16 protein-coding genes are annotated in these 20252 nt (G+C 71.9%); 5 read left to right on the plus strand and 11 right to left on the minus strand.

The genetic code is table 11. The annotated features are described in order from the left end of the window. The first annotated feature begins 30 nt into the window (after positions 1 to 30). The gene (locus tag CP981_RS13105; protein WP_085928433.1) at positions 31 to 843 is read left to right on the plus strand and encodes an HAD family acid phosphatase; all 813 of its coding nucleotides are present in this window, start codon (positions 31 to 33) and stop codon (positions 841 to 843) included. 76 nt (positions 844 to 919) lie between these two features. Here CP981_RS13105 and CP981_RS13110 read toward each other — a convergent pair whose 3' ends face one another. Both CP981_RS13110 and CP981_RS13115 read right to left on the minus strand, forming a co-directional pair. After that, positions 920 to 1825, minus strand: coding sequence for a ribonuclease Z (locus tag CP981_RS13110; protein WP_085928434.1), 906 nt, complete (start codon positions 1823 to 1825; stop codon positions 920 to 922). Between the two features lie 6 nt (positions 1826 to 1831). After that, positions 1832 to 2191, minus strand: a complete 360-nt coding sequence (locus CP981_RS13115) for a histidine triad nucleotide-binding protein (protein ID WP_018088205.1) — start codon at positions 2189 to 2191, stop codon at positions 1832 to 1834. A 222-nt stretch (positions 2192 to 2413) separates the two neighbouring features. Here CP981_RS13115 and CP981_RS13120 point away from each other — a divergent pair, with 222 nt between their 5' ends. After that, positions 2414 to 2842, plus strand: a complete 429-nt coding sequence (locus tag CP981_RS13120; RefSeq protein ID WP_042155497.1) for an OsmC family protein — start codon at positions 2414 to 2416, stop codon at positions 2840 to 2842. Between the two features lie 181 nt (positions 2843 to 3023). Continuing rightward, the gene (locus CP981_RS13125) at positions 3024 to 5501 is read left to right on the plus strand and encodes a formyl transferase (protein WP_143659080.1); all 2478 of its coding nucleotides are present in this window, start codon (positions 3024 to 3026) and stop codon (positions 5499 to 5501) included. 316 nt (positions 5502 to 5817) lie between these two features. Here the strand turns inward: CP981_RS13125 and CP981_RS13130 are convergent, their stop codons facing one another. From CP981_RS13130 to hrcA, 4 genes are all read right to left on the minus strand, one after another. Next, complete coding sequence (locus CP981_RS13130; protein ID WP_085928436.1) at positions 5818 to 6561, minus strand: 16S rRNA (uracil(1498)-N(3))-methyltransferase; 744 nt, start codon at positions 6559 to 6561, stop codon at positions 5818 to 5820. Next, complete coding sequence (locus tag CP981_RS13135; RefSeq protein ID WP_085928437.1) at positions 6558 to 7646, minus strand: nitronate monooxygenase; 1089 nt, start codon at positions 7644 to 7646, stop codon at positions 6558 to 6560. Before CP981_RS13135 ends, CP981_RS13130 begins: the two co-directional genes overlap by 4 nt. A gap of 97 nt (positions 7647 to 7743) precedes the next feature. Then, on the minus strand, positions 7744 to 8880 hold the full coding sequence (gene dnaJ, locus CP981_RS13140) for a molecular chaperone DnaJ (RefSeq protein ID WP_085928438.1): 1137 nt from the start codon (positions 8878 to 8880) through the stop codon (positions 7744 to 7746). Beyond that, complete coding sequence (gene hrcA / locus CP981_RS13145; RefSeq protein WP_085928439.1) at positions 8881 to 9897, minus strand: heat-inducible transcriptional repressor HrcA; 1017 nt, start codon at positions 9895 to 9897, stop codon at positions 8881 to 8883. 194 nt (positions 9898 to 10091) lie between these two features. On the opposite strand from hrcA, the gene CP981_RS13150 reads away from it, so the two are divergent. Together CP981_RS13150 and CP981_RS13155 are read left to right on the plus strand one after the other, a co-directional pair. Further along, positions 10092 to 10826: an MBL fold metallo-hydrolase gene (locus CP981_RS13150; protein ID WP_085928440.1), complete on the plus strand. Its 735-nt coding sequence runs from the start codon at positions 10092 to 10094 to the stop codon at positions 10824 to 10826. A gap of 35 nt (positions 10827 to 10861) precedes the next feature. Beyond that, positions 10862 to 11695 carry a DUF3097 domain-containing protein gene (locus tag CP981_RS13155; protein WP_085928441.1) on the plus strand — a complete coding sequence of 278 codons (834 nt, stop codon included), beginning with the start codon at positions 10862 to 10864 and terminating at the stop codon, positions 11693 to 11695. On the opposite strand, the gene CP981_RS13160 is transcribed toward CP981_RS13155, so the two are convergent. The 5 genes from CP981_RS13160 to lepA form a co-directional block, all read right to left on the minus strand. Further along, positions 11673 to 12251, minus strand: coding sequence for a Uma2 family endonuclease (locus CP981_RS13160; RefSeq protein WP_085928446.1), 579 nt, complete (start codon positions 12249 to 12251; stop codon positions 11673 to 11675). The genes CP981_RS13155 and CP981_RS13160 overlap by 23 nt on opposite strands. A gap of 109 nt (positions 12252 to 12360) precedes the next feature. Next, complete coding sequence (gene hemW, locus CP981_RS13165; protein WP_085928442.1) at positions 12361 to 13593, minus strand: radical SAM family heme chaperone HemW; 1233 nt, start codon at positions 13591 to 13593, stop codon at positions 12361 to 12363. Between the two features lie 52 nt (positions 13594 to 13645). Continuing rightward, a complete protein-coding gene (locus CP981_RS13170) occupies positions 13646 to 15757 on the minus strand; it encodes a SpoIIE family protein phosphatase (RefSeq protein ID WP_085928443.1) in 2112 nt (703 codons plus the stop codon). A 255-nt stretch (positions 15758 to 16012) separates the two neighbouring features. Next, positions 16013 to 17902, minus strand: a complete 1890-nt coding sequence (locus CP981_RS13175; RefSeq protein WP_085928444.1) for an AMP-dependent synthetase/ligase — start codon at positions 17900 to 17902, stop codon at positions 16013 to 16015. 337 nt (positions 17903 to 18239) lie between these two features. Then, the gene (gene lepA / locus CP981_RS13180; protein WP_085928445.1) at positions 18240 to 20114 is read right to left on the minus strand and encodes a translation elongation factor 4; all 1875 of its coding nucleotides are present in this window, start codon (positions 20112 to 20114) and stop codon (positions 18240 to 18242) included. Positions 20115 to 20252: the final 138 nt, after the last annotated feature.

Here is a 20252-nt window from a genome sequence, read left to right on the forward strand (position 1 = left end):
GTCCGCTCATGTCTCCCGGAGGAGCCGCGCATGCCCCGTACCGCCCGTTTCCGCCCCGCCCTCTCCCGCAGGGCCCGCCTCGGCGCCACCACGGTCGCCGCCCTCGTCGCCGGCACCGCCGTCTTCGGCATCGGCCAGGCCACCGCCGAACACTCCGTACCGCGCACCGACAAGGAGATCCCGAACCTCACGCAGGTGCAGGACAAGATCAAGGCGTACTACGGCGACACGGTGACGGCGGACGGCGAGCACTACGCCTCCCCGCGCAGCAACTACGCACATCAGGTCCGCGGCATCGAGGCCAAGGCCCGCACCTATCTGTCGAAGGCCCTCGCGCGGCACGACCGGACGGGCAAGGCCAAGCCGGCCATCGTGCTCGACATCGACGACACCACCCTGCTCACCTACAACTACGAGCTCCAGGTCGGCTTCCACTTCACCGAGGAGAGCCAGGACAAGTACCTGGCCCACACCGACATGGACCCGGTCTTCGGCATGGACCGGCTGGTCAACTGGGCGCACGACAAGGGCGCCGAGGTCTTCTTCCTCACCGGCCGCAAGGAGGCGCAGCGCGCCTGGAGCGTCCGCAACCTCAAGAACGTCGGTTACGGCATGCCTCTGGACCGGCGGCACGTCTACCTGAAGGACAAGGAGCACCCGCCGGCCTACCTGCCCTGCGGCTCCACCTGCACGACGATCGAGTACAAGTCGGGCACCCGCAAGCACATCGAGTCCCTCGGCTTCAACATCGTCGCCAGCTTCGGGGACCAGTACAGCGATCTGCGCGGCGGTGCCGCGGACCGGACGTTCAAGATGCCCAACCCGATGTACTACCTGCCGTAGGCGGCGGCTCGCGGGTCCGGTCCCACGGGGGCCGGACCGGGCGGGCCGGGCGGCGTCACGCCCCGGCCCGCCGCCCTCAGCTCCGCTTGGGCAGCGGCACCCGCGACAGGTCCCGGGCGATGGTCAGTTCGCCGCTGTACCCCGCCGCGCGGGCCTGCCGCTCGAACTCCGTGGGGTCGTCGTAGCGCTGCGAGAAGTGCGTCAGCACGAGATGCCGCACGCCGGCCTGTGCGGCCACCTCCGCGGCCTGCCCGGCGGTCAGATGACCGTGGTCCACGGCCAGCTGGACGTCCTCATCCAGGAACGTCGACTCGATGACGAGCATGTCCGCCCCCTCGGCGAGCGCATGGACGCCGGGGCACAGCCGGGTGTCCATGACGAACGCGAACCGCTGGCCCCGCCGCCACTCGCTCACCTCGTCGAGGGTGACGCCGTTCAGCTCGCCGAGCTGCTTGAGCCGCCCGACGTCCGGCCCGGCGATACCGTGCTCCGCCAGCCGGTCCGGCAGCATCCTGCGGGTGTCCGGTTCGACGAGGCGGTAGCCGTACGACTCGACCGGGTGGGAGAGCTTGCGCGCCTCCAGGACGTACGCCGGCGAGCGCTCCAGCTCACCGTCGACGGCGACCGGCCGCTGGACCAGCCGGACCGTCTCCCGGTAGGCGGTGGCATAGCGCAGCCGGTCGAAGAAGTGCTGCCCGCTGGCCGGGTAGTGGGCGGTGACCGGGTGCGGCACCCGGTCGAGGTTGATCCGCTGGATCACACCGGCCAGGCCGAGCGAGTGGTCACCGTGGAAGTGCGTGATGCAGATCCGGTTCAGGTCGTGCGCGGCGACCCCGGCCCGCAGCATCTGGCGCTGGGTGCCCTCGCCGGGGTCGAAGAGCAGCCCCTGGCCGTCCCAGCGCAGCAGATAGCCGTTGTGGTTGCGGTGCCGGGTGGGGACCTGGCTGGCGGTGCCGAGGACCACCAATTCACGTACGGACACGGTCGGCTATCCGGGAGGCCACTGGAGGCCGCGGCCGCCGAGCACGTGCAGGTGGGCGTGGAAGACGGTCTGGCCCGCGCCCGCGCCGGTGTTGAAGACGACCCGGTAGCCCCGGTCCTCCACCTTCTCCTCGGCGGCGACCTCCCGGGATTCCCGCAGTATGTCGGCGATGATCTGCGGCTCGGCGGCGGCGAGGGCCGCGGCGTCCTGGTAGTGCACCTTGGGGATGATCAGGACATGGGTCGGCGCCTGGGGGTTGATGTCGCGGAAGGCGACCGTGGTCTCCGTCTCCCGGACGATGGTCGCCGGCACCTCCCTCGCCACGATCTTGCAGAACAGGCAGTCGGCCTGCGGTTCTCCCGCCACGGGTGGCTCCTCCCAGGTCATCCGTCCGGCGCACGGTGCGCACGGCCTCGGATGCTACCGGGCGGGCCGCACCGGAGCCTCCACCCGGCCCCCGCCGCGCGGCCGCGGATCGGCCGGGCCCGGCCCCGCGGCGGGCACGCCCACGGATCGGCCGGGCACCGGGCCGCCGGGTCATTAAGCTGGGCGGTGATCCCTTTCGCCCACAACCGGGAGTTCTGCACCATGGCAACCACGCGCACCGCCAAGACCCACTGGGAAGGCAACCTCCTGGAGGGCAAGGGCACCGTCGCCCTGGAGTCCTCCAAGGTCGGTACGTACGACGTGAACTGGCCCGCCCGCGCGGAGCAGCCCAACGGCGTCACCAGCCCCGAGGAGCTGATCGCGGCGGCCCACTCCTCCTGCTACTCGATGGCCTTCTCGCACGGCCTGGCCGGCAAGGGGTACACCGTCGAGGCCCTGGACACCCAGGCCGATGTCACCTTCCAGCCCGGCGAGGGCATCACCGGCATCGCCCTGACCGTCAAGGCGCGCGTCCCCGGCCTGTCCGAGGAGGACTTCCAGGCGGCGGCCCAGGACGCCAAGGCCAACTGCCCGGTGAGCCAGGCGCTGGCGGGCGTCAAGAACATCACGCTGGCGGCCGAGCTGATCTGACGGGACGGCCGGCCGGACCGGTCCTCCGAGTGTGAACGGCGGTGCGCCGGACGGCCCCTGAGGGTGCGTCCGGCGCACCGCCGCGTTGTCAGTGGGCTGTGCCACGATCTTCGTGCTGCGGAAGGGCCCGGTGCCGTTCCGCGGACCGCCGCACGCCCGCCCCGCGAAGGGACTCCCGCACGTGAACCACCGCTCCGCCACCCAGCTCCGTCTGGCCCTGCGGCTCGCCGCGCCGGACACCGCCGATGCGCTCGCCGAGCGGCTGCGCCCGGAGCTGCTGGCCGCCCTGTCCGACCGGTTCGGGCTGCCGGAGGAGATGGTGGAGACCCTGACCGGGCCGGACGGCACGGCGCTGCGGGCCGCGCTGGACGCCGATCCCGGGGCGTTCTTGCTGCGGGCGGCGGAGACCGGCGATCCGGTGATCGCCCGCGCGGTGTGGCGGGCGCGCTACCGCATCGCTGCGGACCGGACCAGGCGCGCGAGGGACCTGCCGGAGCTGCTGCCGGCGATTCTGCGCGCCGCCGACACCACGGACCCGCGCTGGGAGGCCGAGGACGGTCTCCTCCCGCTGCTCCAGGAGGAGGCCACCCGCATTGAGCTGCTTCCCGCCCTGACCGGCCCGTTCCCCCAGCTGATTTCCTTCACCCTGGTCCAGGTGGCCCGGTTCCTCCCGATGCCGGTCGCCCTCGACGCCTGTATTGCCCTGGTGCAACTCGTCGGCGATGAAGTGCTGTCGGCGGTCGTCGACGGTGTCGAGCGGATCGAGGACTTCGACCTCGGGCGCCCGGAGCTGCTGGACCTGATGCGGGAGGCCGCGGCCGACGACGACCCGGAGTCCTTCCTGAGGGAGCGGCGGCCGGCCGGTGAATGGACCGACCCCGCCGCGCTGCGGGCCCTGATGATGCTCCGTGAGGGCATCCACCCGGGTCCCCGGCCCGACGCACTGGACTGGGAGCTGGTCCGCCGCGAGCACGCCCGCCTGCCCTTCGGGACCGAGCCGTCGCACGGCTACGGCCGCCACAACGGCAACCGCCTGTTGCAGCTCACCCGGTGGGAAGGCTGCCCGGACGACCTCGTCATGGAGTGCTTCCGCGCCGGCCCCTGGACCACCGCGCGGGTCGCCGCCGAGCTGCCGTTCGAGGCGCTGGTGGGGCCCGAGGCGGCGGCCGGCAAGGTGCCTTTCGACGACGCCCTCGGGCGCGGTCTCCGTACGGGCCGGCTGCCGGTGGACCGCCTGCTGGCGGAGGTGACACCGGCGGTGGAGGTGCTGAGCGCGCTGCCGTACGACCACGAGCCGACCCGTAAGGCCCTCGCCGGGCTGCTGGACCGGCTCGGCACGGACCCGGTCAACTGGCTGACCTGCTACGCGCGGATGGGCCGGGCCCGGGGCAGCGTCGCCGAGCTCATCGACGACGCCGCCTCGACCGCCTCCCGCCAGAAGCGCAACACGAGCTGGCCACGCCCCCTGGAGGCGGTGTTCCCGGCCACTCCTCCCGAGGCGTCCCGCGCCGCGTTCCTGCACCTGTTCCAGTGCGCTTCCGAAGAGGCCCAGATCGCCGTCGTCCCGCACTTCGACGCCCGCGCCGTGCAGCACCTCCTGGTATACGGCGATCCCGCGCCGGCCGTTCGGGAGGCGGTCATCGCCGCCCACGGAGTGGCGGCACAGGCCGCCCAGGCCGCCACCCCGTCCCTCTCCCCCGAGAGGCTGGCGTACCTCTTCGACCTCGACGAACCCCAGGTGGACGCCAACCTGTTCTTCCACTGCCGCATCGACCAGCAGGAACGGGTGCGGATGCTCGCCGGGCGGCTGCGCGGCGGCGGCACCCGCCCCGTACCCGACGAACTGCTCCATGTCCTGCGGGAGACCAACCTCGGCCACTACCGTCACTGGCTCATCGCCGGCCTGGACTCCGGCGACCTGGGCGTGGCACGCACGCTCGTCGGGCGGCTGAAGCTGCGGATACCCGCGGCCCGGCTGCGGCTCCTGGTGGCCGTATGGCAGCGCGGCGGCCCCGACGCGGTCCGCGAGATCCTGGCGCTGGACCGGCTCCCGGTCACCCTCCGCCGGCAGACCGAGAAGCTCCTCGATCTCCCGGACGGCCTGGACCGGCTGCGCGCCCGCCTGGCCGCCGAGGAGGACCCGGAGAAACTGCTGGAGTTCCTCAACAAGGCGCCGGGCTACGACGGCAGCCAGCTGCACAAACTCACCGGCGAGGGCATCCCGCTCCCCTGGCCTGACCTGATCGCGGCGTACCGCTCCGGCAGCCTGGCCCCCGGCGCGGCCCAGGACCTCGCGGAACGCACGGACTGCCCACGCGAACTACTGCTGGCCCTCCTGCCGAACACCCCGGAAGTGGACCGCTACAGCACCGCCTGGCCCCAACTCGCCCTCCGGAACGGCACGCTCACCCCGGAAGACATCCTGACCCACGCCGCCCCCGCACGCCGGGCCCTGTCCCACCTCCGCCACGCCCTCAACTCCGCAGAGCAAAAGCCCGACCGCCAGCAACTCCACACACAAGCAGCCACACTGACCGCCGAACACCTGGGCACCGACCCCGAAGCCTGGGCCGTAGCTCTCCAACTACTCCCGACCTTCGCCGGCACCCTCCCAGAACTGTGCGCAACAGCAGCCGCGATCACACGCCCAACAGCCTGACCCCGGACAGCAGCCACTTCTCTGCCCACAACCCACCGGCGGCACCGAACCACCCACCCCCCCACCGGCCTTCTTCCCACCCCTCAACGGGAGGGGACGGGCCGGAGCGGGTGGGGGTTTCCGGACGTAAAGCGAAGCAGTCCGGAAACCCCCACCCGCTCCGGCCCGTCACCGCACCCCGACAGCCCCGCGCAGCGGACAAGGCCCGCCGCAGGCGCAACGGCGAGGGCACCGCGGCAGCGGGCCACAAACGGCGAGCAACACCCACGGCGGGAAAGCCGAAAACGTGGGGCAAAAGCAAAGCGCAGCGGACCGCTCAGGCCCACCGCCCCGTACGCCCCAACAGCAGCGCGACGGCCGCCGTCCCGGCCGTAGAGGTGCGCAGCACGCTCGCCCCCAGCCGGTAGGGCCTGGCGCCCGCCTCGGCGAAGGCGGTGAGCTCCTCCGGGGAGACACCCCCTTCCGGGCCGACGACGAGCACGATCCGGCCCTCGGCGGGGAGTTCGGCGGTGGCGAGCGGCGCGCTGCCCTCCTCGTGGAGGACGGCCGCGAAGTCGGCGTCGGCGAGCAGCGCGGCCACCTGCTTGGTCGTCAGCGGGTCGGCGACCTCGGGGAAGGTCAGCCGGCGCGACTGCTTGCCGGCCTCGCGGGCGGTGGCCCGCCATTTGCCCAGCGCCTTGGCGGCCCGCTCGCCCTTCCACTGGGTGACGCAACGCGCCGCCGGCCAGGGCACGATGGCGTCCACCCCGGTCTCGGTCATCGTCTCGACGGCCAGCTCCCCGCGGTCGCCCTTGGGGAGCGCCTGGACGACGGTGATCGTGGGGCTCGGCGGGTCCTCGGTGCGCAGTGCGGTGACCGCGACGGTGAGCCGGTCCTTGCCCTCGACGGCGGCGACCGTGCCGTAGGCGCCGGTGCCGTGACCGTCCGTCAGGACGACCTCCTCGCCGGTCCGCAGCCGGCGCACCGACACCGCGTGCCGGCCCTCCGGACCGTCCAGCATCAGGGTGCCGCCGGCCCGTACGCCCGCGAGGGACTCGACGAGGAAGACCGGCGCGGTCATGACGCGCCGCCGGTGGCGGAGCGGTGCAACGCGGCGCGCGCGGCGTCCAGTTCGGCTGCCAGCACCTCCACCAGCTGCCGGGCGGGCAGCTCCCGTGCCAGCCGGTGGCCCTGCCCCGCCCACAGGTTCATGCCCTGGGCGTCGCCCGCCTTGGCGGCGGCCTTGCGCACGGTGGAGGTGAGGTAGTGGACGGCCGGGTAGGCGGCCGGTGCGTACGGGCCGTGCTCGCGCAGGAAGCGGTTGACCAGCCCGCGGGCCGGCCGTCCGGAGAACGCCCGGGTCAACTCCGTATGCGTGAACAGGGGGTTGGTCAGTGCCTGCTTGTGCAGCGGGTTGGCGCCCGACTCGGGGGTGGCGAGGAAGGCGGTGCCCAGCTGCGCCATGGTCGCCCCGGCGGCCAGCACCGCCGCGATCTGCGCCCCGCGCATCAGCCCGCCCGCGGCGATCATCGGAATCTGCACGGCCTCCCGGACCTGGCCGAGCGCCGCCAGCAGCCCCAGCCCCGCGCCGGTCCCGTCCGCATGCGGATCGTCCCGGTGGGTGCCCTGGTGGCCGCCGGCCTCCACGCCCTGCACGCACACCGCGTCCGCGCCCGACCACTGCGCGGCCTGTGCCTCGGCGGCGGTGGTGACCGTGACGACGGTGTACGTACCGACCTTGGCGAACGCGTCGAGGACGGCGCGCGAGGGGCAGCCGAAGGTGAAGGACACCACCGGCACCGGGTCCTCGCGCAGTATCGCGAGCTTGGCCTCGTAGCCGTCGTCGATGGGCCCGTCGGTGTCGCCGAGTTCGGTCTCGTACCAGGTGGCCTCACCGGCGAGCTGTTCGCGGTAGACCTCGACGACGGAGCCGTCGGCCAGGGAGGGCTGCGGCATGAAGAGGTTGACGCCGAAGGGCCGGTCGGTCAGCGACCGCAGCTGTTTGATCTCCTGGTACATCCCGTCGGCGGTTTTGTAGCCGGCGGCGAGGAAGCCGAGACCGCCGGCCGCACAGACGGCGGCGGCGAGCTCGGGTCCGGAGCCGCCTCCCGCCATTGGGGCCTGCACGATCGGGTAGCGGCAGAGATCGGTCGGTGCGGTGGGCATGAGCACATCGTGTCACGCCCACCGCACCGCCCCGAACAGGGGCGGTGGCTTCCACGGGGGCCCGGGGAACCTCCGCGGACCCCCGGGCCGACCTGGGCTATCGCCCGTTGAAAGCGTCCTTCAGCCGCGAGAAGAGACCCTGCTGCCCCGGCTGAAACTGCCCCGTGGGCCGCTCCTCACCGCGCAGCTTGGCCAGCCGCCGCAGCGCCTCCTCCTGCTCGGGTTCGAGCTTGGTGGGCGTCTGCACCTCGACATGGACGATGAGGTCGCCGCGGCCGCCGCCGCGCAGATGGGTCACCCCGCGCTGGTGCAGCGGGATCGACTGGCCGGACTGGGTACCGGGCCGGACGTCGATCTCCTCGACTCCGTCCAGCGTCTCCAGCGGGCACTTCGTGCCCAGCGCCGCCGCTGTCATCGGGATGGTGACCGTGCAGTGCAGATCGTCGCCGCGCCGCTGGAAGACCGGGTGCGGCAGCTCGTGGATCTCCACGTAGAGGTCACCGGCGGGGCCGCCGCCGGGGCCGACCTCGCCCTCGCCCGCGAGCTGGATGCGGGTGCCGTTGTCGACACCGGCCGGGATCTTGACGGTCAGGGTGCGGCGGGAACGGATCCGCCCGTCGCCCGCGCACTCGTGGCACGGCGTCGGGACGACCGTGCCGAAGCCCTGGCACTGCGGGCACGGCCGCGAGGTCATGACCTGGCCCAGGAACGACCGGGTGACCTGCGAGACCTCACCGCGGCCGCGGCACATGTCACAGGTCTGCGCCGAGGTACCCGGCGCCGCGCCCTCGCCGCTGCACGTCGTACAGACGACGGCGGTGTCGACCTGGATGTCCTTGGTCGTGCCGAAGGCCGCTTCGGTCAGCTCGATATCGAGCCGGATCATGGCGTCCTGGCCGCGGCGGGTGCGCGAGCGCGGCCCGCGCTGCGACGCGGTGCCGAAGAACGCGTCCATGATGTCGGAGAAGTTGCCGAAGCCCGCGCCGAAGCCGCCCGCGCCCTGGCCGCCGCCCGCCTGCGAGAGGGGGTCGCCGCCGAGGTCGTAGACCTGCTTCTTCTGCGGGTCCGAGAGCACCTCGTAAGCGGCGTTGATCTCCTTGAACCGCTCCTGGGTCTTCGGATCCGGGTTCACGTCCGGGTGCAGCTCGCGCGCCAGCCGGCGGAAGGCCTTCTTGATCTGATCCTGCGAGGCGTCGCGTCCGATACCGAGGACCGAGTAGTAATCCGTGGCCACTTACGACTCCGCGAGGATTTGTCCGACGTAACGTGCCACTGCGCGTACCGCTCCCATCGTTCCGGGGTAGTCCATGCGGGTCGGTCCGACCACGCCGAGTTTGGCGACTGCCTCGTCGCCCGAACCGTAGCCGACCGTGACGACCGATGTGGACGCCAGGCCTTCGTGGGCATTCTCATGCCCGATACGTACGGTCATGCCCGAGTCCTTGGCCTCCCCGAGCAGCTTGAGCATCACCACATGCTCCTCAAGGGCCTCCAGCACCGGCCGGATGGTCAGGGGGAAATCGTGCCCGAAGCGCGTGAGATTGGCGGTGCCGCCGATCATCAGCCGCTCTTCGGTCTCCTCCACCAGAGTTTCCAGCAACACCGACAGCACTGTCGAGACCGTGCCGCGGTCGTCCTGCTCGAAGGACTCCGGGAGATCCTGCACCAACTGCGGCACATCCGCGAACCGGCGCCCCACGACCCGGCTGTTGAGCCGGGCCCGCAGATCCGCCAGCGAGGTCTCGCCGAACGGTGCCTGGCAGTCGATGAGCCGCTGCTCGACCCGCCCGGTGTCCGTGATCAGCACCAGCATCAGCCGGGCCGGGGCCAGGGCCAGCAGCTCGACGTGCCGGACCGTGGACCGGGTCAGGGACGGGTACTGCACGACCGCGACCTGCCGGGTCAGCTGCGCCAGCAGCCGGACCGTGCGGCCCACGACGTCGTCGAGGTCGACGGCGCCGTCCAGGAAGTTCTGGATCGCCCGCCGCTCCGGGCTGGACAGCGGCTTCACACCGGCCAGCTTGTCGACGAACAGGCGGTAGCCCTTGTCGGTCGGGATGCGCCCGGCACTCGTGTGCGGCTGGGCGATGAAACCCTCGTCCTCCAGGGCGGCCATGTCGTTGCGGACGGTGGCCGGGGAGACGCCGAGCTGATGGCGTTCGGTCAGGGCCTTGGAGCCGACCGGCTCCTCCGTCCCGACATAGTCCTGGACGATGGCGCGCAGCACTTCGAGCCTGCGTTCACTGAGCATCCCGCGCACCTCCAGTCCGGCCGTCCGCCGTCTCGACTCTCCTGGCACTCACACGGGCCGAGTGCCAGACCTTGAGCCAGTGTACGGCCGAGTAGCACGGACACGGCAAGGGCGGCCGCACACAGCACCCGCCCGGTGACCGTGTTCGGCCGATCTGTCGGGCAACGCTATCGCGATGGCGCTAGCGTCTCGGTATGCAAACGTCTTGGGAAGAGGCCGGCTGGGAACAGCTCGGTGACGGTGTCGCCAGACGCCGGATGCCGGGCTGGGACGAGACGATCGGCGTGATCGCGGGCACCACCGGCGTCATGATCGTCGACACCGGCGCGACCCTGCGTGACGGCGCGGATCTGCGGCGGGCGATCCGCGGTGTGCTGGGCCGGGACGTGACGCATGTCGCGCTCACCCACCCGCATTTCGATCACGTCCTGGGCACCGCCGCGTTCGCGGGCGTCAAGGTCTTCGGCGCGGCCGGTCTCGGTGATCTGCTGCGCCGCGGCAAGGACGTGCTGCGGCACGACGCGATACGGCACGGCGTCGACCGCGACGCGGCCGCCGAGGCCGCCGATCTGCTGGTCGCCCCGCACCACCACGTCCACGACCAGCTGACCGTCGAGCTCGGCGACCGGCAGGTGCTGCTCGCCAATGTCGGCCCCGCGCACTCGACGCACGATCTCGCGGTGCTGGTACCGGGCCGGGGCGGGTCCCCGGAGATCGTCTTCTGCGGCGATCTGGTCGAGGAGTCCGGGGAACCCCAGGCGGGCCCGGACGCGCTGCCGCAGCGCTGGCCCGGCGCACTGGACCGGCTGCTGGCCCTCGGCGGCGAGGACGCACGGTATGTGCCCGGCCACGGCGCCGTGGTGGACGCAGCCTTCGTCCGCACCCAGCGTGCCGCCCTCGCCGCCCGCTTCGGCGTCGCCCCCTCCTGACCCCCGCCCGCTCACCCACGGACAGGCTCCACTCGATGCAGAACAGGCACTACAGCCCCGACCTCACCCCACCATGGAAGAAGCAGCGCCCGGCGCCCGAGGTGCCCGCCGATCCCGATCTGGTCGTCGAGGAGGTCACCTCGGGTTTCTGCGGCGCCGTGATCCGCTGCGAGAAGACCGCCCAGGGCCCGACGGTCACCCTGGAGGACCGCTTCGGCAAGCACCGCGTCTTCCCCATGGAGCCGCGCGGCTTCCTCCTGGAGGGGCGGGTGGTCACCCTCGTACGCCCCCAGGGCAGACCGGCCACCGCCACTCCGGCGCGTACGGCGTCCGGTTCCCTGGCCGTCCCCGGCGCCCGCGCACGGGTCGCCCGCGCCGGGCGCATTTACGTGGAGGGCCGGCACGACGCCGAGCTGGTGGAGCGGGTGTGGGGCGACGACCTGCGCATCGAGGGCGTCGTCGTGGAGTACCTGGAGGGCGTCGACGACCTCCCCGCGATCGTCCGCAGCTTCTCCCCCGGCCCGGACGCCCGCCTCGGCGTCCTCGTCGACCATCTCGTACCCGGCTCGAAGGAGTCCCGGATCGCGGCCGGGGTCACCGGTGACCACGCGCTGGTGGTGGGCCACCCGTACATCGACATCTGGGAGGCCGTGAAACCGTCCTCGGTCGGCATCCCGGCCTGGCCGACCGTCCCGCGCGGCCAGGACTGGAAGACGGGCGTCTGCCGGGCCCTGGGCTGGCCGGAGAACACGGGCGCCGCCTGGCAGCGGATCCTCTCCTGCGTGCGCTCCTACAAGGACCTGGAGCCGGCACTGCTGGGGCGGGTGGAGGAGCTGATCGACTTCGTCACGGCCGGCGGTGCGGCCTGACGTTGGGGAGGGTCCCGAATTCGCTGGTGTCGAGTACGACATCGAGCAGGTCCAACGGCACGGGATCGCCGAATTTATAGATCGACTGCGACTGGTAGTCGGCGTTCTCCCCGGTGCCGGTGGGCCCGGCGAGCAGGACACAGTGGGCCACGAGGGGATCGATGATCAAGTAGAGCGGAAGCCTGCTCGCCGCGTAGATCGAACGCTTGATGACGTAGTCATGATCAACGCTGGTCTTGGAGACAACCTCGACAACCATCTTGATCACCTCGGGCGGCATCATGCGCCCGGAGTCCGGTCCGGTTCCACGCTCCACCAGCACGAGATCCGGCTGGGGCTCACTGGACTCTTGATGAAGCGCGACATCCTGGGTTTGCAGGCGCCGCCACTTCTTCCGCGGAAATTGGTCGAGGACAGCTTCCACGATGTCGTTGTGGACCACGTCAGGCCCCGCCATCATCACGATGTTCCCCCGGAGGAGCTCGATCTTGACGCCCTCGGGAACCTCAAGGTTCTCGAAGAGCTCCGTCATCCGGCGTTCATCCACAGCGGTCATCTCCATGGCCTCCGTATCCCGTCGCCGTGTGTACGGCACAGGCTAGGAGCAGCCTAGGCGGGCCCGCGGACCCACCGCATCGGTTCACTCGTTCGAGGACAGCACGTTCTCAGTCCACCAGATCCCGCACCACCGCATCCGCCAGCAGCCGCCCCCGGAGGGTCAGTACCGCCCGGCCGGCCTCGTACGGAGCGGCTTCCAGGAGGCCGTCGGCCAGCGCCCGGGCCGCTGCCCGTGCGCCTGCCGGGGCGAGGATCTCCAGGGGGCAGCCGTCCGCCAGGCGCAGCTCCAGGAGGATGCGTTCGACGCGGCGGTCCTCGGCGGAGAGGAGCTCCCGGCCGGCGCCCGGGGAGCGGCCTTCGCTGAGGGCCTGGGCGTAGGCGCCGGGGTGTTTGACGTTCCACCAGCGGACGCCGCCGACGTGGCTGTGGGCGCCGGGGCCGGCGCCCCACCAGTCGGCGCCGGTCCAGTAGAGCTCGTTGTGGCGGCAGCGGGCGGCGTCGGTGGTGGCCCAGTTGGAGACCTCGTACCAGGTGAAACCGGCCGCGGCGAGGCGTTCTTCGGTGATCAGGTAGCGGTCGGCGTGCACATCGTCGTCGGTCATCGGGACCTCGCCGCGGCGGATCCGGCGGGCCAGCTGGGTGCCCTCCTCGACGATCAGGGCGTACGCGGAGACATGGTCGGGGCCGGCGCCGATCGCGGCGTCGAGGGAGGCGCGCCAGTCGTCGTCGGTTTCGCCGGGGGTGCCGTAGATCAGATCGAGGTTGACGTGGTCGAAGCCGGCGGCACGGGCCTCGGCGACACAGGCCTCGGGCCGGCCGGGGGTGTGCGTACGGTCGAGGATTTTCAGGACGTGCTGCCGGGCGCTCTGCATGCCGAAGGAGACCCGGTTGAAACCGCCCGCGCGCAGCTCGTCGAGGTAGCGGGGGTCGACGGACTCCGGGTTGGCCTCGGTGGTGATCTCCGCGCCGGGCGCGAGGCCGAATTCCTCGCGGATCGCGGCCAGCATCCGGCCGAGATCGGCGGCGGGCAGCAGGGTCGGGGTGCCGCCGCCGACGAAGACCGTCTCGACCGGGCGCGGGTCGTCGCCCAGCACCTTGCGGGCCAGCCGGATCTCGTCCACGACGGTGTCGGCGTAGTTGTCCCGGGAGGCCAGGGCGCCGCCGGAGCCGCGCAGCTCGCTCGCGGTGTAGGTGTTGAAGTCGCAGTAGCCGCAGCGGGTCGCGCAGTACGGCACATGCAGATAGAAGCCGAGGGGGCGCCCGGCGGCTCCGGCCGCGGTATGACCGGGCAGCGCCCCGTCCTCGGGCATCGGCTCACCATCAGGCAGTGCGGAAGGCATGGGAACCATTGTCCGTCATGGCGGGGCGATGCCGGTCCGATGCCGCTGTGCCTCAGGACACCCCGGGAGCCGAGGCCTGGAGGACCAGCAGGGCCAGGTCGTCGTCGGGCGGGGTGGGGCCGAAGGCGTGCACGGTGCGGCGGATGTGGTCCGCGAGGGCGGTGGCACCCAGGCCGGCGCCCGCGGCGAGGGCGGTGGCGAGGCCGTCCTCGTCGTCGAAGAGCCGCCGCCCCGAGCGCCGCTCGGTCACCCCGTCGGTGACGCACAGAAGCGTTTCCCCGGGGCAGAGGTCGAACGATTCGCTGACGTACGCCGCGTCCTCGACCACCCCCAGCAGCATCTGCGGCGCCGCGACGACCCGGACCGCGCCATCCGTGCCCAGCACCAGGGGCAGCGGGTGGCCGGCGCTGGCGAGGGTGCAGCGGGCGCCGCCGGAGCCGCCGGGGTACGGGACGATCTCGCCGTAGAGCAGGGACAGGAAGCGGGCCTGTTCGCCCTCCTCGCGGATCTCGACCGGCGCCTCCGCCCCGGCGCCGGCCGCCGCCACCGCCGCCGCGACCGCCGCGACCGAATCCGCGGCCTCCCGCGCCATGGTCTTGTTGAGCCGGTCGAGCACCGCCGCGACCCCGAAGCCGTCGCGGGCCAGCAGCCGCAGCACCGGCCGGGCCAGCCCGGTCACCGCGGCCGCCTCCGGGCCGCTGCCGCACACGTCGCCGAGCGCGAAGCACCAGCGGCCGTCCCCGGCGTCGAACAGGTCCCAGAAGTCGCCGCCCGCCCAGGCGCCCTCGCGCGGCTCGTAGACCACCGCCGACTCCACCCCGGGCACCCGCGCCCGCCCCCGGGGCAGCAGTCGGCGCTGAAGGACCTGGCTGATGCGCTCCTGGCGGCTGTAGGCGCGGGCGGTGGCGACCGCGCGGGCGACCCGGCGGCACAGGTCCTCGATCAGTGCGACCACCGCGTCGGGGAAGTGCGGCAGCCCGCCCCGGCCGAGCAGCAGGGTGCCGAACCGCCGGCCGCCGGCGACCAGGGGGCAGGCCAGTGCGGCGCCGCCGGGGCCGCAGCCGCCCGGTTCGTACGGCCAGGGCCAGGGCACGATGCCCGGTGCGCCGCCGGACGCGCCGCCGCCCGGAAGTTCCGGCGGCTGCTTCTCCAGCGCCGTGCGCAGCGCGTCGATCCGGCTCTCGCTGGTGTGCCAGACGCCGGCGAGCCGCTGCTCGTCACCGGCCTGGACGATCCCCCGGCCGGGTGCGCCGCTGTCGCTGTCGTAGAGCCACACCGCACACCACTCGGCGAGCCGGGGCACGATCAACTGGGCGGCGAGCGCGGCGACCTGGTCGGCGTCGAGCTGGCCGGAGAGCAGATCGGAGGCCTCGGCGAGGAAGGACAGGGCGCCGTTGTCGGCCCGGCCGCTGCCGGGTTCCGGACGGGCGGCCCGGCGCGGGGCCGGGGCGAGGAGTTCGGCGGCCCGCAGCTCGCGCTGGAGCAGCTGGTGGTCAAGGGTGAACTCCGGCTCGGGGCGGCCGGCGCCGTCCGCGGCCCCCACGGGCAGCCGGAACCACACGGTCTTCATGGCCCGGCGGTAGGTGACGCCCCAGGATTCGGCGACCGCGCTGATCAGCTGGAGCCCGTGCCCGCCGTTCTCGGACGCGGCGCTCTCCGCACGGGCGCGGACCGGCTGGGTGGGGTGGTGGTCGGAGACCTCGATGAGGATTCCGGGGCCGGAGGCGTCGTCGGCTCCCGGAGCGGCCGCCGCTTCCCGGTGCGGCGCCTCGTACGGCTCCCGGTCGCGGCCCCGGTACGGCTCCGGGTCCCCGTCCCGCCCGGGCCCCGGGTCCAGCCGGCAGCGCAGTTCGACGGTGGTGCCCGCGTGCACCACGGCATTCGTCACCAACTCGCTGACCAGCAGCACCGCTTCGTCGGCGAGCCGGTCGGTCAGACCCTCCGCGCCGGTCAGCCGCCGGCCGGTCCAGTCGGCGAAGGTGGCCCGGACGAAGCGCCGGGCGGCGGCAGCGGCCTGCGGGTCACCGGGCAGGCTGGCCCGGCGGGAACGGGCGGCGGGACCGTCGGCGGCCCCGGCCACGGGTCCGCCGGGGAACCTGTCCGTCCTCGTCGCGCGCGCCGCCGTGACGTCGTCGTCCCGTGGAGACGAAGTTGTCGTCCTCATTGAGCAACTCCCGACCAGCTCCGCTACAGCGCCGGATGCGCCACCGACAGAGTGACAGAACGAGCGCAGACATAAGCACTGAGTCACAGAAGTGGGTGGTCGCAGCCATCAATTCGGCTGACGTACCGCGGGAGTTGGCCGACAGGGTCGGAGTTGCGGGCACGGCGGCACGGGGCCGGCCTGCGGGCACGGCGGTACGGGGCGGAGCCGACCGGCCCGTCCCGTACCGCTGTCCCGCCCGGCCGTGCCCTGCGGCTACGCCTCGCGCGCCCCCGTGTACATGTCGTCGAGCAGGTCCTTGAACGTCCGCTCCACCACGGGCCGCTTGATCTTGAGGCTCGGAGTCACCTCACCGTGCTCGATGTCCAGGTCACGCGGCAGCAGCCGGAACTTGCGGATCTGCTGCCAGCGCTGGAGCCCCTCGTTGACCCGCTCGACATAGCCGTCGATCAGCTCCCGGACCTGGTCGGTGGCGACGACCTCGGCGTAGCCCTTGCCGCCCAGGCCGTGCTCCGCCGCCCAGGTCAGGATGGTCGGCTCGTCGAGGGCGATCAGCGCGGTGCAGAAGTTCCGGTTGGCGCCGTGCACCAGCACATTGGAGACGAACGGACAGACCGCCTTGAACTGGCCCTCCACCTCGGCCGGCGCGATGTACTTGCCGCCCGAGGTCTTGATCAGGTCCTTCTTGCGGTCGGTGATCCGCAGATAGCCGTCCGGGGAGAGCTCGCCGATGTCGCCGGTGTGGAACCAGCCGTCCTCCTCCAGGACCTCGGCGGTCTTGTCCGGCAGGCCGTGGTAGCCCTGCATGATGCCGGGGCCGCGCAGCAGGATCTCGCCGTCCTCGGCGATCCGCACCTCGGTGCCGGGCAGCGGCTTGCCGACCGTTCCGGTGCGGTAGGCCTCGCCGGGGTTGACGAAGCTGGCGGCGCTGGACTCCGTCAGGCCGTAGCCCTCCAGGATGTGGATACCGGCGCCGGAGAAGAAGTAGCCGATCTCCGGCGAGAGCGCGGCCGATCCGGAGACCGCCGCGCGCAGCTGCCCGCCGAACGCCTCCCGGAGCTTGGCGTAGACGAGGGCGTCGGCGATCTTGTGCTTGGCGCCGAGCGCGAACGGCACCGAGGCGCTGCCGGTGCGGCGGAAGTTGTCCTGCGAGACCTTGGCGTACTCGCGGGCCACCTCGGCCGCCCACTGGAAGATCTTGTACTTGGCGGCGCCGCCCGCGCGGGCCTTGGCCGCGACCCCGTTGTAGACCTTCTCGAAGATCCGCGGCACGGCAGCCATGTACGTGGGCCGGACGACCGGCAGATTGTCGATGATCTTGTCGACCCGGCCGTCCACGGCGATCACCTGGCCGGTCGCGATCTGCCCGGCGGTGAGCACCTTGCCGAAGACATGCGCCAGCGGCAGCCAGAGGTACTGCACATCGTCCTCATGGACCAGACCGGTCGACTGGATCGCGCGGGCCATGTACGACCAGCAGTCGTGCGGCAGCCGGACACCCTTGGGGCGGCCGGTGGTCCCGGAGGTGTAGATGAGCGTCGCCAGCTGGTCGGCCCGCAGCGCGCCGACCCGCTCCTTGACGCACTCCGGGTGCTCCTCCAGATAGGCGGTGCCGCGCTTCTCCAGCTCGGCGAGGGTGAGCACCCAGCCCTCCGGGTCACCCTCGGCGGGCTCCGCGCCCGTCTCGTCGATGACGACGACATGCGCCAGCTCGGGCAGCTCCGCCCGCCGCTCGCGGGCCTTGGCGAGCTGTCCGGCGTCCTCCGCGATCAGCACCCGGCTGCCGGAGTCGGACAGGATGTACGCGGTCTCCTCGGCGTTGGTGCTGGGGTAGACCGTGGTGGTGGCGGCGCCGGAGCAGAGCACGCCGAGGTCGGCGAGGATCCACTCGACGCGGGTGTTCGAGGCCAGCGCCACCCGCTCCTCGGGGCGTACGCCGAGGGCGATGAGCCCGGCGGCCACGGCGTAGACCCGCTCCGCGGCCTGGGCCCAGCTGATCGCCTTCCAGTCGTCCGGCCCCTGGCCGGAGGCCGGGGGGACGGGATGGCGATAGGCCTCGATGTCGGGCGTGGCCGCCACCCGTTCCAGGAAGAGGTGGGCCACCGAGGGCGGCCGGTTTTCGATCAGCGTGTGAGTGTCCGTCACGGCGTCCTCCGGGGCCCGCTTCGTTGCTGGTGACTCGCGAGTAACCTTTGAGCGTGATCAGACTAGAGCGCGATGCGCCGCCACGTAAGGGGCTGCGACCTACTGGTTCACGATGTGACCGGTGCGATAGGTGTGCGTAGCAAGCGCAATGCCCCGATAGCGAGCCGCGCCGGTCACCGCCACCGGATCACACCCGCCGGACCGGAGCACACCACCCCCGGCGCCCGCCCGGGCCTTCCTCCCCGTAAGCGGCCCGGAAGCCGGCAGGGCGCCGGCCCCGCCATGGGGACCGACGCCCTGCCACCGCCGCTCAGCGGCCGCCGTCACCGGCTACGCGCTACTTCTTCGCCTTCGCGTCACCGTCGGAGTCCGAGGACAGCACCGCGATGAAGGCCTCCTGCGGGACCTCCACGCTGCCGACCATCTTCATCCGCTTCTTGCCTTCCTTCTGCTTCTCCAGCAGCTTCCGCTTACGGGAGATGTCACCGCCGTAGCACTTGGCGAGGACGTCCTTGCGGATGGCCCGGACCGTCTCACGGGCGATGACCCGGCTGCCGATGGCGGCCTGGATCGGCACCTCGAAGCTCTGCCGCGGGATCAGCTCCCGCAGCTTGGCGACCAGCCGCACGCCGTACGCGTACGCCTTGTCCTTGTGGCAGATCGCGGAGAAGGCGTCGACCTTGTCGCCGTGCAGCAGGATGTCGACCTTGACCAGGTCGGCGGCCTGCTCGCCGGTGGGCTCGTAGTCCAGCGAGGCATAGCCACGGGTCTTGGACTTGAGCTGGTCGAAGAAGTCGAAGACGACCTCGGCGAGCGGGAGGGTGTAGCGGATCTCGACGCGGTCCTCGGAGAGGTAGTCCATGCCGAGGAGGTTGCCGCGGCGGGTCTGGCACAGCTCCATGATCGCGCCGATGAACTCGCTGGGCGCCAGGATCGTGGCCCGGACGACCGGCTCGTGCACCTTGTCGATCTTGCCCGTCGGGAACTCGCTCGGGTTGGTGACCTCGTGCTCGGCGCCGTCCTCCATGTCCACGCGGTAGACCACGTTCGGCGCGGTGGCGATCAGATCGAGGCCGAACTCGCGCTCCAAGCGCTCCCGGATGACCTCCAGGTGCAGCAGACCCAGGAAGCCGACGCGGAAGCCGAAGCCCAGGGCCGCGGAGGTCTCCGGTTCGTAGACCAGCGCGGCGTCGTTGAGCTGGAGCTTGTCGAGCGCGTCGCGCAGCTCGGGGTAGTCGGAGCCGTCCAGCGGATACAACCCCGAGAACACCATCGGCTTGGGGTCCTTGTAGCCGCCCAGCGGCTCGGTGGCCCCCTTGGTGAGCTGGGTGATCGTGTCACCCACCTTGGACTGCCGGACGTCCTTCACACCGGTGATCAGATAGCCGACCTCACCGACGGACAGCCCGTCGGCGGCCTTCATCTCCGGGGAGTTCGTACCGATCTCCAGCAGCTCGTGCGCGGCGCCGGTCGACATCATCCTGATGCGCTCGCGCTTGCTGAGCGTGCCGTCGACGACCTTCACATAGGTCACGACACCGCGGTAGGCGTCGTAGACCGAGTCGAAGATCATCGCGCGGGCGGGGGCGTCCTTGACGCCGACCGGGGCCGGCACCTCGCGGACGACCTTGTCCAGCAGCTCGGCCACGCCGACGCCGGTCTTGGCGGAAACCCGCAGCACGTCCTCCGGCTCGCAGCCGACCAGATTGGCCAGCTCGGCGGCGAACTTCTCGGGCTGCGCGGCCGGCAGGTCGATCTTGTTCAGGACGGGGATGATCGTGAGGTCGTGCTCCATCGCCAGGTACAGGTTGGCGAGGGTCTGGGCCTCGATGCCCTGAGCGGCGTCAACGAGAAGGATGCAGCCCTCGCACGCGGCGAGCGAGCGGGAGACCTCGTAGGTGAAGTCGACGTGGCCCGGGGTGTCGATCATGTTGAGGATGTGGGTCGTGCCACGTCCTTCTTCACCCTCGGAAGGGTCCCAGGGCAGCCGGACCGCCTGGGACTTGATCGTGATGCCACGCTCGCGCTCGATGTCCATGCGGTCGAGGTACTGCGCGCGCATCTGCCGCTGGTCGACGACACCGGTGAGCTGGAGCATCCGGTCGGCGAGCGTCGACTTGCCGTGGTCGATGTGCGCGATGATGCAGAAGTTACGGAGGAGGGCCGGATCGGTACGGCTCGGCTCCGGCACGTTCGTAGGGGTCGCGGGCACGCAGGGTCCATTCAGTGAACGCGGGTAGGCGGGACTCGGGTATATGACGTCTCCCCCCATCGTCCCATGAGCGAGGGGCTCGGTCCGGTTTGGGCGGCGCGGGGGGCTTCTGCGACTGGCGGTGGGGGGCGCGGCTGG

This window comes from Streptomyces platensis (genome assembly GCF_008704855.1).
Classification (GTDB): domain Bacteria; phylum Actinomycetota; class Actinomycetes; order Streptomycetales; family Streptomycetaceae; genus Streptomyces; species Streptomyces platensis.

Bases quoted from the DNA above. Each gene is read 5' to 3' on its own strand.
- CP981_RS13170 (WP_085928443.1), bottom strand. From the start codon at position 15,757: ATGAGGACGACAACTTCGTCTCCACGGGACGACGACGTCACGGCGGCG.
- CP981_RS13120 (WP_042155497.1), top strand. From the start codon at position 2,414: ATGGCAACCACGCGCACCGCCAAGACCCACTGGGAAGGCAACCTCCTG.
- CP981_RS13155 (WP_085928441.1), top strand. From the start codon at position 10,862: ATGCAGAACAGGCACTACAGCCCCGACCTCACCCCACCATGGAAGAAG.
- CP981_RS13130 (WP_085928436.1), bottom strand. From the start codon at position 6,561: ATGACCGCGCCGGTCTTCCTCGTCGAGTCCCTCGCGGGCGTACGGGCC.
- CP981_RS13105 (WP_085928433.1), top strand. From the start codon at position 31: ATGCCCCGTACCGCCCGTTTCCGCCCCGCCCTCTCCCGCAGGGCCCGC.
- CP981_RS13150 (WP_085928440.1), top strand. From the start codon at position 10,092: ATGCAAACGTCTTGGGAAGAGGCCGGCTGGGAACAGCTCGGTGACGGT.
- CP981_RS13135 (WP_085928437.1), bottom strand. From the start codon at position 7,646: ATGCCCACCGCACCGACCGATCTCTGCCGCTACCCGATCGTGCAGGCC.
- CP981_RS13160 (WP_085928446.1), bottom strand. From the start codon at position 12,251: ATGACCGCTGTGGATGAACGCCGGATGACGGAGCTCTTCGAGAACCTT.
- hrcA (WP_085928439.1), bottom strand. From the start codon at position 9,897: ATGCTCAGTGAACGCAGGCTCGAAGTGCTGCGCGCCATCGTCCAGGAC.
- hemW (WP_085928442.1), bottom strand. From the start codon at position 13,593: ATGCCTTCCGCACTGCCTGATGGTGAGCCGATGCCCGAGGACGGGGCG.